Here is a 13,735-nt window from a genome sequence, read left to right as displayed (position 1 = left end):
GCCGGATGCACATCTGGCGGGCGTAATCGGGGGGAGATACCAGAGTGGCCAAATGGGACAGACTGTAACTCTGTTGTCGCAAGACTTCGAAGGTTCGAATCCTTCTCTCCCCACCAAACCAATGGGTGAAGGTTTGAGTGAATGAATGATGAACCGGTCTGCGGCCGTTCAGTCATGAGGCATCCAATCATTCGATCATTAAAAGCGGAAGTAGCTCAATTGGTAGAGCGATAGCCTTCCAAGCTATAGGTTGCGGGTTCGAGACCCGTCTTCCGCTCCAATATATTTACGTACACGATACTGATAGAGAATCGTAGCAGGAACACAACCTGTCGTAAATTAAAAGCCGAAGTAGCTCAGCGGTAGAGCACTTCCTTGGTAAGGAAGAGGTCGTGGGTTCAAGTCCCATCTTTGGCTCATGATCAGACGGCTTTGTTAAATCATCCGGTAGGCATGGTTGAACAAGGTTTTTTGTATTGAATTTGTATAGAACAACAGTAAAAAATAAAAAAGTTAACCTACTAATTAGTTATAAAAAATGGCAAAAGAAAAATTTGACCGGAGTAAACCGCACTTGAACATCGGTACTATCGGTCACGTTGACCACGGTAAAACCACTCTGACTGCAGCTATTACAAAAGTACTGTCTGACGCAGGTTTATCTGAGGCCCGTTCATTCGATTCGATTGACTCAGCTCCTGAGGAAAAAGAAAGAGGTATCACCATCAATACTGCCCACGTTGAGTACTCAACTGCTAACCGTCACTATGCACACGTTGACTGTCCAGGTCACGCGGATTACGTAAAAAACATGGTTACAGGTGCTGCGCAGATGGACGGTGCGATCATCGTGGTTGCGTCTACAGACGGTCCGATGCCGCAAACCCGCGAGCACATCCTTTTGGCCCGCCAGGTAGGTGTACCTTCATTGGTTGTGTTCATGAACAAAGTGGACATGGTTGATGATCCTGAATTGTTAGATCTTGTTGAAATGGAAGTTCGTGAACTCCTGTCGTTCTACGAATTCCCTGGTGATGATATCCCTGTTATCCGTGGTTCTGCCCTTGGTGGTCTGAACGGCGAGCCTCAGTGGGTTGAGAAAATCATGGAGCTGATGAACGCTGTTGACAGCTACATTCCAATTCCTCCACGTCTGACCGACCTTCCTTTCCTGATGCCTGTTGAAGACGTATTCTCAATCACTGGTCGTGGTACAGTTGCTACCGGTCGTATCGAGCGTGGTCAGATCAACACTGGTGATGCAGTAGAGATCCTGGGTATGGGTGCTGAAAACCTGAAATCAACCGTTACAGGTGTGGAAATGTTCCGCAAAATCCTTGACTACGGTGAAGCTGGTGATAACGTAGGTCTGTTGCTTCGTGGTATTGAGAAAACCGATATCCGTCGCGGTATGGTAATCTGTAAACCAGGTTCAGTAACGCCTCACACCGATTTCAAAGCTGAGATCTATGTATTGTCAAAAGCAGAAGGTGGCCGTCACACTCCATTCTTCAACAAATACCGTCCTCAGTTCTATTTCCGTACTACAGACGTAACAGGAGAAATCTCCCTTGCAGAAGGTACTGAAATGGTTATGCCTGGCGATAACGTGACCATCACTGTGAAACTGATCAACGCCATTGCAATGGAAAAAGGTCTTCGTTTCGCGATCCGTGAAGGTGGCAGAACGGTAGGTGCCGGTCAGGTAACCGAAATCCTGAAATAGAAATTTTTAGTAGTTCATATAAAGTATTTGGTGTTCAGACGGAAGTCTGAATACTAAATACGAACTACTGAATACTATTCATACACGGGAATAGTTCAATGGTAGAATAGAGGTCTCCAAAACCTTTGATCAGGGTTCGAATCCTTGTTCCCGTGCAAAAAACTAAATATGGCTAAGGTAGTTGATTTTGTAAAAGAATCGTACGATGAAATGACCCAGAAGGTAACCTGGCCTTCGTGGGGAGATCTGCAGAGCTCTGCAATTCTTGTGCTGGTTGCGTCCCTGATCATCGCACTCATGATCTTCGCAATGGATAAAGGTGCTACTTTCATTCTGGAGACGTTTTATAAATCACTTTCAAATTAATACGGGCTCATGAGCGATCAGTTGAAATGGTATGTAGTACGGGCCGTGAGCGGTAAAGAGAAGAAAGTTAAACAGTATATCGACGCAGAAATTGGCCGTTTAGGATTGTCACACCTTGTTCCGCAGGTACTCATTCCCATGGAAAAGTACTACCAGATGCGCGACGGGAAAAAAATTGCAAAAGAGAGAAACTACTATCCGGGTTATGTATTGATCGAAGCTGCACTCGACGGTGAGCTTGAGCACATCATCAAGAACATTAACAGCGTGATCGGCTTCCTGGGCGATAAAGCAGGCAATGCCATCCCGATGCGCCAGGCTGAAGTCAACCGCATTCTTGGCAAGGTTGATGAAATGAGCGAGCAGGGCGAGATGATGAGTGTTCCTTACTATGTTGGCGAGAACATCAAAGTGATGGATGGTCCGTTCAACGGGTTCAGTGGCGTCATTGAAGAGGTGAATGAAGAAAAGAAAAAACTCAAGGTAATGGTCAAGATCTTTGGCCGAAAAACTCCGCTCGAGCTGAATTACATGCAGGTAGAGAAAGAGTAGTTCCTCAAAAAAGATATGTAGATCCTTTTAGTCTGCAGGTGTTCGCGCCTTTAGATTAAAAGGATTTTTTATTTGAGCGGTTTTTCGCCTGGAACGGCGGTCGCCTTCAGATTCAGGCAGTGCCTTGGTGGTGTTAAGACAAGCAGGATCACAACTGTGCGGAGACTTTATGGCGTGTCTGTCCGAAGTAAAGATTAAGTTGGCGATACGCTTCAGGCTTGCAGGTTACAAAAGTCATGTTGAGCGGAATTGCGGGAAGGTTTTGTGCGAAAGTGCCTTCCTGACTGCTTCAGGAAGGGAAGCGGAGCGGTCATGTAGAAGTGGTGCCGGGGCGGTTGGCGGGGTGATCGGCTGCGGACAGAAAAGCGTTAATATTAATTTTCGATACCTGTTGCAATTATCTAATATTACTGATATCTTTGCAGTCCCTTTATTTTTAAGGAGATAGAGGAATCTTAAATGTTACATGCTTCCAAATTTAACATTGAGTTTTAAATAAATAGAAACACAAAATGGCAAAAGAAGTCAGTGCACTGATAAAATTACAGATCAAAGGTGGAGCTGCAAACCCGTCGCCACCCGTTGGCCCAGCTTTGGGTGCCAAAGGGGTAAACATCATGGAGTTTTGCAAACAGTACAATGCTCGTACCCAAGATAAGCCAGGTAAAGTTTTACCGGTTGTAATTACTGTTTATGCTGATAAGTCATTCGATTTCATCATCAAGACCCCTCCGGTAGCGGTGCAGCTGAAAGATGCGACGAAGTTACAGAGTGGTTCTGCTGAGCCCAACCGTAAAAAAGTTGGATCGGTGACTTGGGATCAGGTTAAGGCGATTGCTGAAGACAAGATGCCAGATCTCAATGCATTCACGCTCGAATCGGCAATGAGTATGGTTGCCGGTACAGCACGCAGTATGGGTATCACTGTTACAGGTGAATCGCCCTTGAACAATTAATTCACAAAAACAGTTTACAACAGTGGCGAAATTAACAAAAAATCAAAAGAAAGCACATGCGAAGATCGAGGCTGGTAAGGCCTACACGCTTCAGGATGCGGCTGCTTTGGTGAAAGATATCACGACCACTAAATTTGATGCTTCAGTTGATATTGACATCAGTTTAGGGGTAGACCCGCGTAAAGCGAACCAAATGGTTCGTGGTATTGCTACGCTTCCGCACGGTACCGGTAAAACGGTTCGTGTTCTTGCCCTGGTTACACCAGATAAAGAAGAAGAGGCGAAAGCAGCCGGTGCAGACTTCGTTGGCTTAGACGAATATGTGTCTAAAATTGAAGGTGGCTGGACCGATGTTGACATTATCATCACTACACCTGCATGTATGGCAAAAGTAGGTAAACTGGGCCGTGTACTCGGTCCGAGGAACCTGATGCCAAATCCTAAATCAGGTACGGTAACCAATGAAGTTGGTAAAGCGGTAACTGAGGTTAAGGCAGGTAAGATCGATTTTAAAGTAGACAAAACAGGTATCATTCACGCTTCAATCGGGAAAGTATCATTCCCTGCAGAAAAGATTTATGAGAACGCACTTGAAGTCATTCAGGTCGTATCTAAGTTGAAACCCTCTGCAGCAAAAGGAACTTATTTTAAGAGCATTCACATGTCTTCTACAATGAGTCCCGGAATTGCAATTGAAACTAAATCAGTAGCGGGGATCTAATCATGAACAGAGAAGAAAAACACGAAGTAGTTTCAGACCTTCAGCAGCAAATGCAGGAGTATGGTAACTTTTATGTAACCGATACTTCAAGCCTGTCTGTTGACCAGGTGAACAACATCCGTCGCAAATGTTATGAAAGCGGCATCGTAATGAAAGTGGCCAAGAACACCCTGATCCGCAAAGCGATCGAAGGTCTTGAAAACGGAAGCGACGCAGCTGAAATTTATCCCGCACTGAAAGGTTCATCATCACTTTGGTTCTCAAAAACCGGCAATGGCCCGGCAAAGCTGATCAAAGCACTGAGGAAAACATCAGACAAGCCTGTTCTTAAGGCGGCATTTATAGATTCAACCGTATTTGTTGGTGACAACCAGCTCGATACTTTGGTAAGCCTGAAATCAAGAGAAGAGCTTATCGGAGACATTGTCGGACTGCTCCAGTCGCCTGCTAAAAACGTTATCTCTGCCCTTAAATCAGGTGGTGGCAAAATTGCAGGAATTGTTAAAACTCTCCAGGAGAGAGAAGGGTAACGGATTCCCTGTATACAGATCCGTATTAAATTAAATTATTAAACGTAAATTTTTAAAATCTTATAAAAATGGCAGATTTGAAATCGTTTGCTGAGCAATTGGTAAACTTGACAGTTAAGGAAGTTAATGAGTTAGCTCAAATTTTGAAAGACGAGTATGGCATCGAGCCTGCTGCAGCTGCGGTTGCGGTAGCGCCTGCTGCTGGTGGCGACGCTCCTGCTGCTGCTGAGGAAAAAACAGCTTTCGACGTAATTTTGAAAGAAGCTGGTGGTCAGAAATTAGCAGTTGTTAAACTTGTTAAAGACCTGACTGGCCTTGGTTTGAAAGAAGCAAAAGACCTTGTTGACGGTGCACCTAAAGAACTGAAAACCGGTGTTGCTAAAGACGAAGCTGAAGCCCTGAAAAAACAATTAGAAGAAGCAGGAGCTGTTGTTGAAATTAAGTAAGCGCTTAATTTCCGGCAAACGCTAAAAATTCTCAGACTCCGACTGAAAATGTCGGAGTCTTTACCCGTTTATAAGCAGCTCATTTTGTTTGGTTGATGAGCAGCTTTCACCAAAGCCAAACAAGTAGTTTATTCTTAAACTAAAAAAACTTTTAGTCCATTGGCAAATAAAGTCGAACAAAGAGTAAATTTTGCAACGAGCAAACACATCATCGATTATCCTGATTTTCTTGATGTGCAGTTGCAATCCTTCAGGGAATTCTTTCAGATCGAAACGACTTCAGACGACCGCCACCAGGAAGGTCTCTTTAAGGTTTTCGCAGAAAATTTTCCGATCACAGATTCAAGAAACATCTTCGTTTTAGAATTTCTTGACTATTTTATTGATCCGCCACGGTACGACATCCAGGAGTGTATTGAAAGGGGACTCACCTACAATGTTCCACTCAAGGCTAAGCTTAAGCTTTCCTGTAACGACGAGGAGCATGAGGATTTTGAGACCATCATCCAGGACGTTTACCTGGGTACCATCCCTTACATGACTCCCAAAGGTACTTTTGTGATCAATGGAGCAGAACGCGTAATCGTGTCACAGTTGCACCGCTCACCCGGTGTTTTCTTTGGCCAAAGCCGCCACACCAACGGCACCAAGCTTTATTCGGCCCGTGTAATTCCTTTCAAAGGTTCATGGATCGAGTTTGCTACCGACGTGAACAACGTCATGTATGCATACATTGACCGGAAGAAGAAATTCCCGGTTACTACCCTGTTGCGTGCAATCGGTTACGATTCTGACAAAGATATTCTCGAACTGTTTGACCTTGCCGATGAAGTAAAGGTTAGCAAATCAGGACTTAGAAAGTACATTGGCCGTAAACTTGCCGCCAGGGTACTTAGAAAATGGGTGGAAGATTTCGTTGACGAAGACACAGGCGAGGTGGTCTCTATTGACCGCAACGAAGTGATCCTCGAGCGCGAAACCATTCTTGAAGACGAACACATCGATATGGTTATCGATGCCGGTGTTAAGACCATCATCCTTTCAAAAGATGACGGAGCCAGCCAGGCAGATTATACCATTATCTATAATACATTACAGAAAGATACCTCGAACTCTGAGAAAGAGGCGGTAGAGAATATTTACCGGGCCCTGCGTAACGCAGAACCACCCGATGAGGAAACTGCCAGGGGTATCATTGACCGCTTGTTCTTCTCAGACAAACGGTATGACCTGGGCGATGTGGGCCGGTACCGCATCAACCGGAAACTGAAAATGGATACGCCCGATGATGTAAAGGTATTGACCAAAGCCGATATCATTGCCATCGTGAAGTACCTGATCAAACTGATCAACTCAAAAGAAGAAGTCGATGATATCGATCACCTGTCAAATCGCCGTGTTCGTACGGTGGGCGAGCAGTTGTATGCACAGTTCGGCGTAGGTCTTGCCCGTATGGCACGTACCATCCGCGAGCGCATGAACATTCGTGACAACGAGGTGTTCACGCCTACCGACCTGATCAATGCACGAACCCTTTCTTCAGTGATCAATTCGTTCTTTGGTACCAATCAGCTTTCGCAGTTTATGGATCAGACCAATCCGTTGGCTGAGATTACCCATAAACGCCGTTTGTCTGCGCTCGGACCAGGTGGTCTTTCGCGTGAGCGTGCCGGTTTCGAGGTTCGTGACGTTCACTATACCCACTATGGCCGCCTTTGCACCATTGAAACGCCAGAGGGACCAAACATCGGTCTGATCTCTTCACTGTGCGTTCATGCGAAGATCAACAACCTCGGCTTTATCGAAACGCCTTACAAACGCGTTGCCGATGGCAAGGTTGTCGTAGATGAGCCGGTTATTTACCTCTCTGCAGAAGACGAAGATGGCAAGACAATTGCCCAGGCGAATGCTGAGTACGATGACAACGGTGTGTTCAACACGCCACGCGTAAAAGCACGTTACGAGGGTGACTTCCCGATTATTGAGCCTGAGAAACTTGACCTGATGGACATTGCGCCAAACCAGATCACATCGATTGCTGCTTCACTGATCCCGTTCCTCGAGCATGATGACGCCAACCGTGCGCTCATGGGCTCGAACATGCAACGCCAGGCGGTTCCATTGCTGCGTCCTGAGGCGCCGATCGTTGGCACCGGTCTTGAAGGCCGTGTAGCACGCGACTCGCGTACCCTCATCAACGCTGAAGGCGACGGCGTGGTTGAATATGTAGATGCCAACGAGATCACCATTAAATATGAAAGGTCTGACGACGACCGCCTCGTTTCTTTCGAAGGCGACAGCAAGACTTACAGACTGATCAAGTTCAAAAAGACGAACCAGAACACCTGTATCAACCTGAAGCCTATCGTGAAGAAAGGCCAGAAGGTAACCAAAGGACAGGTGCTTTGCGAAGGTTATGCAACACAAGACGGCGAACTGGCCCTGGGCCGAAACCTCAAAGTGGCATTCATGCCTTGGCAAGGGTTTAACTTTGAGGATGCGATCGTAATCAACGAGCGCATTGTTCGCGATGACATTTTCACTTCCCTTCACATTGAAGAGTTTGAACTTGAAGTGCGCGACACAAAACGCGGTGAAGAGGAACTGACACCAGATATTCCAAACGTTTCTGAAGAAGCAACAAAAGACCTGGATGAAAACGGTATCATCCGTATCGGTGCAGAGGTGAAAGAAGGCGATATCCTGATCGGTAAGATCACACCAAAAGGGGAGTCTGATCCTTCACCGGAAGAAAAGCTGCTGCGGGCCATCTTTGGCGACAAAGCAGGCGACGTGAAAGACGCGTCACTGAAAACGCCTCCTTCTATCCAGGGTGTCGTGATCGATACCAAACTGTTCTCGCGTGCGAAAAAAACTTCAAAAGCCGAAGAGAAATCACAGCTGGAGAAACTGGATGTGAAATACAACAGGGCTATTGAAAAGCTGAAAGCTGAACTGGTCGACAAGCTGTTCCACATTGTAAACGGAAAGACCTCACAGGGTGTATTCAATATTTACAAGGAGCTGCTGGTTGCCAAAGGCGCTAAGTTTACCCAGAAAATCCTGGCCGACCTGGATTACAACCACATCAGTCCGAACAAATGGACAACCGACGATGATAAGAACGAACTGATCAAACAATTGCTGCACAATTACGGCATTCGTGTAAACGAAGAGCTGGGTGCATACAAACGTGACAAGTTTGCCATCAGCGTGGGCGATGAGCTTCCTTCAGGTATCGTTCAGATGGCCAAAGTATATGTAGCCAAGAAACGTAAACTGAAAGTGGGCGATAAAATGGCGGGCCGCCATGGTAACAAAGGTATTGTTGCCCGTATTGTACGGGATGAAGACATGCCTTTCCTGGCCGATGGTTCGCCGGTTGATATCGTACTGAACCCACTCGGTGTACCTTCGCGTATGAACCTTGGCCAGATCTACGAAACCGTTCTCGGCTGGGCCGGAAAAGAACTGGGTGTGAAATTCGCTACCCCGATCTTCGACGGTGCTTCGCACGATGAAGTGGAAGAATGGATTGCCAAAGCCGGTGTTCCTGCCTCGGGCAGAACGTACCTGCACAACGGTCTGACCGGTGAGCGTTTCGACCAGCCAACTACAGTAGGTATTATCTACATGCTGAAACTTGGCCACATGGTTGATGATAAAATGCACGCACGTTCTATCGGACCATACTCACTGATTACTCAACAGCCATTGGGTGGTAAAGCCCAGTTCGGTGGTCAGCGTTTCGGTGAGATGGAGGTTTGGGCACTCGAAGCATTCGGTGCAGCAAACATTCTCCAGGAGATCCTGACTGTGAAGTCGGATGACGTGATCGGAAGGGCCAAGACCTACGAAGCGATCGTTAAAGGTGAAAACCTGCCAACACCTGGCGTTCCTGAGTCGTTCAACGTCCTTGTACACGAACTGCGCGGCCTGGGTCTGGATATTACGTTAGACTAAGTAAAAGCCAAAGTTGGAAGTTCAGGCCCCGGCCGCTTTCAACTTTGACTTACCACTTTCAACATTAAGAGATATGTCTTACAAAAAGGATAATAAATTAAAAAGCAATTTCACCTCGATCACCATCAGCCTGGCTTCTCCCGAATCCATCCTGGAGCGCTCGAGCGGTGAAGTGTTGAAACCCGAAACCATTAATTACCGTACTTACAAACCTGAACGTGACGGTTTGTTCTGCGAGCGTATTTTTGGGCCGGTAAAAGATTATGAATGTCATTGCGGCAAATACAAACGTATTCGCTACAAAGGCATCGTGTGCGACCGTTGCGGTGTAGAGGTAACAGAGAAGAAGGTTCGCCGCGAACGCATGGGTCACATCAACCTGGTGGTTCCTGTGGCGCACATCTGGTATTTCCGCTCGTTGCCGAACAAAATCGGTTACCTGCTCGGATTGCCAACCAAAAAACTCGACCTGATCATTTATTACGAACGGTATGTTGTTATTCAGGCCGGTCTGATGGGCGAGGAAGGAATCCAGTACATGGACTTCCTGACGGAAGAAGAGTACCTGGATATCCTGGACAAACTGCCGAAAGAAAATCAATACCTGGACGATAAAGACCCGAACAAGTTCATCGCGAAAATGGGTGCTGAAGCACTCGAAGACCTGTTAAGGCGCATTGATCTTGATACCTTGTCTTATGACCTGCGTCACCAGGCAGCGAATGAAACTTCGCAGCAACGTAAAAACGAAGCATTGAAACGCCTTCAGGTGGTTGAGGCTTTCCGCGGAGCAAATACCCGGATCCAGAACAACCCTGAGTGGATGATCGTGAAGATCGTTCCTGTCATTCCTCCGGAACTGCGTCCACTGGTTCCGTTGGAGGGTGGCCGATTCGCGACTTCCGACCTGAATGACCTGTATCGCCGGGTAATCATCAGGAACAACCGTTTGAAGAGACTGATCGAGATCAAAGCCCCTGAGGTGATCCTGCGTAACGAAAAACGCATGCTCCAGGAAGCTGTCGACTCTTTGTTCGATAACTCACGTAAAGTAAACGCAGTTAAAACTGAAGGAAACCGCGCCCTTAAGTCACTTTCAGACATCCTGAAAGGTAAACAAGGCCGTTTCCGTCAGAACCTGCTTGGTAAACGTGTCGATTACTCGGCCCGTTCGGTAATTGTCGTTGGTCCGAACCTAAAACTCCATGAGTGTGGTTTGCCTAAAGACATGGCGGCTGAGCTGTTCAAACCGTTTATCATTCGCAAAATGATTGAGCGTGGCGTTGTAAAGACGGTTAAATCTGCCAAAAAGATCGTTGACCGCAAAGACCCGCTTGTCTGGGATATCCTGGAAAACGTGCTGAAAGGCCACCCGGTTCTCCTGAACCGTGCACCTACGCTGCACCGTCTGGGTATCCAGGCCTTCCAGCCTAAACTGGTCGAAGGAAAAGCCATTCAGCTGCACCCGTTGGTATGTACGGCATTCAACGCCGACTTTGACGGTGACCAGATGGCCGTGCACCTGCCACTTGGCAACGCGGCAATCCTGGAAGCCCAGGTACTGATGCTGGCGGCCCACAACATCCTGAACCCTGCCAACGGTACGCCTATTACCGTTCCGTCGCAAGACATGGTTCTCGGTCTTTATTACATCACCAAAGGCCGCCGTACAGACGAGACCCGCGTGGTAAAAGGCCAGGATGCGGTGTTCTATTCGCCTGAAGAGGTGATCATTGCCTATAATGAGAAACAAGTGGATCTGCATGCTTTCATCCGCGTTAAAGTAAACGTAAAAGAAGCAGACGGAACCATTGTCAATAAATTGCTTGAAACCACTGTTGGCCGGGTACTCTTTAACCAGATGGTTCCCGAAGAAGTTGGTTATATCAACGAACTGCTTACCAAAAAATCGCTTCGCGACATCATTGGCGAAGTGGTTAAAATGACCGGTATGGCGCGCGCGTCAAAGTTCCTTGATGATATCAAGGAGCTTGGATTCCAGATGGCATTCCGCGGCGGACTTTCCTTCAACCTGCAGGATGTGAACATCCCGGTTGAAAAACATACCTTGCTTGAGCAGGCTGCTGCAGAAGTTGAAGAGGTACGGAACAACTATAACATGGGTTTCATTACCAACAACGAGCGTTACAACCAGATCATTGACATCTGGACCCGTATCAACAACAGGCTGACCTCGTATGTTATGACCCAGCTGTCAAACGACAACCAGGGCTTCAACTCTGTGTACATGATGCTTGATTCAGGTGCGCGTGGTTCCAAAGAACAGATTCGTCAGCTTTGCGGCATGCGTGGTCTGATGGCCAAGCCACAAAAATCAGGTTCAGGCGGTGAAATTATCGAAAACCCGATCCTTTCAAACTTTAAAGAAGGCCTGTCGGTACTTGAGTACTTCATCTCTACGCACGGTGCCCGTAAAGGTCTTGCCGATACGGCCCTGAAAACGGCTGATGCCGGTTACCTGACCCGTCGTTTGCATGACGTTGCGCAAGACATGATCGTGAACGATGAGGATTGCGGAACGCTGCGCGGTATCTATACCACAGCGCTGAAAGACAACGAAGACATCGTGGAGCCACTTTACGAACGTATCCTCGGCCGTACTTCCCTGCACGACGTATACAACCCGCTTAGCGGCGAGCTGATGGTAGGCGCCGGTGAAGATATCAACGAAGAGGTTGCAAAAGCAATCGAAGATTCACCTGTAGAAGGAGTAGAGATCCGCTCGGTACTTACCTGCGAAAGCAAACGCGGCGTCTGCGCACTTTGTTATGGCCGAAACCTGGCAACAGGCAAGCGCGTACAGCGTGGCGAGGCAGTTGGTGTAATCGCAGCACAGTCGATCGGTGAGCCTGGTACCCAGCTTACACTCCGTACCTTCCACGTGGGTGGTACCGCTTCTAACATTGCTGCAGAATCGCAGATCAATGCGAAGTTTGACGGTGTCATTGAATTTGAAAACATCCGTACGGTCGATACCGAAACCGAAGAAGGAAAGATCCAGGTTGTACTGGGCCGTTCCGGTGAATTCCGGATCGTGGAGCCTTCAAGCGGCCGGGTTATTATGACCAATAACATTCCTTATGGTGCATACCTGTATGTAAAAGAAGGAGACAAGCTTTCCAAAGGCGATAAGATCTGTTCATGGGACCCTTACAATGCGGTTATCATCTCAGAATTCGCGGGCAAAGCAGAGTTCGACGCCATCATCGAAGGTGTTACCTTCCGTGAGGAGTCTGACGAGCAGACCGGTCACCGTGAGAAAGTAATTATCGATACCCGCGATAAAACCAAGAACCCTTCTATTCGCATCGTCGACAAAAAAGGCGATATGGTAAAAGGCTACAACATTCCGGTTGGTGCACACATCGCTATTGACGAAGGCGAACCCATTAAAACCGGTAAAGTTATCGCGAAAATTCCACGTGCAACAGGTAAAACCCGGGATATTACCGGTGGTCTTCCACGTGTAACTGAGCTTTTCGAAGCCCGTAACCCATCAAACCCTGCCGTAGTAACAGAAATTGACGGTGTTGTTACCCTTGGGGGTATCAAACGTGGTAACCGCGAAATTACCATCGAGTCGAAAGATGGGGAAGTTAAAAAATACCTCGTTCCATTGTCGAAACACATCCTGGTTCAGGACAATGACTTTGTGAAGGCAGGGATGCCACTGTCTGACGGATCGATTTCGCCGGCAGATATCCTGGCCATCAAGGGACCGGCAGCGGTTCAGGAATACCTTGTTAATGGTATCCAGGAAGTTTACCGCCTGCAGGGTGTGAAAATCAATGACAAGCACTTCGAAGTGATCGTTCACCAGATGATGCAGAAAGTGCATATCGAAGATCCGGGAGATACCCGTTTCCTTGAGAACGAATCTGTTGACCGGTGGGACTTTACAGAAGAGAACGACTCAATCTATGACCAGAAAGTGGTTGTAGACGCGGGAGATTCAACAACCGTAAAGCCAGGCCAGATCCTTTCCCTGCGTAAGCTGCGCGACGAAAACTCGCAGTTGAAACGGAAGGACCTCAAACAGATCGAGGTGCGCGATGCACGCCCGGCTACAGCGAGCTCCATGCTGCAGGGTATTACCCGTGCGTCGTTGGGTACCAAATCGTTTATCTCAGCGGCATCCTTCCAGGAAACCACCAAAGTACTGAACGAAGCGGCTATCGCGGGTAAACGCGACAACATGCTGGGTCTGAAGGAAAATGTGATCGTTGGTCACCTCATCCCTTCCGGTACCGGTGTACGCGGCTACGAACGCATCATTGTCGGTTCGCAGGAAGAATACGACAAACTGCTGGCTTCTAAACAGGAAGAAGTAGAAGCATAAGCTTTTCCAGTTACGAATACAATCCCGGCCTGAACAAGGCCGGGATTTTTTTGTTAAGCAAGGTGTATACAAGCACCTGTCTACTTAACTTTTGCAATAAATAATCTACAACTTA

The 13,735-nt window shown here is 47.4% G+C and carries 9 protein-coding genes and 4 tRNA genes; all 13 read left to right on the top strand.

Annotated elements, in window-relative coordinates; translation table 11 throughout:
- Positions 1-30 precede the first annotated feature (30 nt).
- The 13 genes from C7T94_RS16125 (at position 31) to rpoC (ending at position 13,620) form a co-directional block, all read left to right on the top strand.
- Positions 31-116: transfer RNA gene (locus tag C7T94_RS16125), tRNA-Tyr, on the top strand.
- An 88-nt stretch (positions 117-204) separates the two neighbouring features.
- Positions 205-280: transfer RNA gene (locus tag C7T94_RS16120), tRNA-Gly, on the top strand.
- Between the two features lie 65 nt (positions 281-345).
- Positions 346-417 (top strand) — tRNA-Thr (locus C7T94_RS16115).
- Positions 418-538: 121 nt separating this feature from the next.
- Positions 539-1,726, top strand: coding sequence for an elongation factor Tu (gene tuf, locus C7T94_RS16110; RefSeq protein WP_107216515.1), 1,188 nt, complete (start codon positions 539-541; stop codon positions 1,724-1,726).
- 84 nt (positions 1,727-1,810) lie between these two features.
- Positions 1,811-1,881 (top strand) — tRNA-Trp (locus tag C7T94_RS16105).
- A 13-nt stretch (positions 1,882-1,894) separates the two neighbouring features.
- Entirely contained in the window at positions 1,895-2,092 is a 198-nt protein-coding gene (gene secE, locus C7T94_RS16100; protein WP_107216513.1) for a preprotein translocase subunit SecE, read from the top strand.
- Between the two features lie 9 nt (positions 2,093-2,101).
- Complete coding sequence (nusG, locus tag C7T94_RS16095) at positions 2,102-2,644, top strand: transcription termination/antitermination protein NusG (RefSeq protein ID WP_107216510.1); 543 nt, start codon at positions 2,102-2,104, stop codon at positions 2,642-2,644.
- A gap of 512 nt (positions 2,645-3,156) precedes the next feature.
- Positions 3,157-3,600, top strand: coding sequence for a 50S ribosomal protein L11 (gene rplK / locus C7T94_RS16090; protein ID WP_107216508.1), 444 nt, complete (start codon positions 3,157-3,159; stop codon positions 3,598-3,600).
- A gap of 22 nt (positions 3,601-3,622) precedes the next feature.
- Positions 3,623-4,321, top strand: coding sequence for a 50S ribosomal protein L1 (rplA, locus tag C7T94_RS16085; RefSeq protein WP_107216506.1), 699 nt, complete (start codon positions 3,623-3,625; stop codon positions 4,319-4,321).
- Between the two features lie 2 nt (positions 4,322-4,323).
- The gene (gene rplJ / locus C7T94_RS16080; protein WP_107216504.1) at positions 4,324-4,851 is read left to right on the top strand and encodes a 50S ribosomal protein L10; all 528 of its coding nucleotides are present in this window, start codon (positions 4,324-4,326) and stop codon (positions 4,849-4,851) included.
- A gap of 68 nt (positions 4,852-4,919) precedes the next feature.
- The gene (rplL, locus tag C7T94_RS16075) at positions 4,920-5,297 is read left to right on the top strand and encodes a 50S ribosomal protein L7/L12 (RefSeq protein ID WP_107216502.1); all 378 of its coding nucleotides are present in this window, start codon (positions 4,920-4,922) and stop codon (positions 5,295-5,297) included.
- Between the two features lie 159 nt (positions 5,298-5,456).
- The gene (rpoB, locus tag C7T94_RS16070) at positions 5,457-9,260 is read left to right on the top strand and encodes a DNA-directed RNA polymerase subunit beta (protein ID WP_107216500.1); all 3,804 of its coding nucleotides are present in this window, start codon (positions 5,457-5,459) and stop codon (positions 9,258-9,260) included.
- A gap of 73 nt (positions 9,261-9,333) precedes the next feature.
- Positions 9,334-13,620, top strand: a complete 4,287-nt coding sequence (gene rpoC / locus C7T94_RS16065) for a DNA-directed RNA polymerase subunit beta' (RefSeq protein ID WP_107216498.1) — start codon at positions 9,334-9,336, stop codon at positions 13,618-13,620.
- Positions 13,621-13,735 lie beyond the last annotated feature (115 nt).

The organism is Pedobacter yulinensis (genome assembly GCF_003029735.1).
GTDB lineage: Bacteria > Bacteroidota > Bacteroidia > Sphingobacteriales > Sphingobacteriaceae > Pedobacter > Pedobacter yulinensis.
Note: the sequence above shows the minus strand (reverse complement) of the source record. Positions and strands in the feature narration are given on the sequence as shown.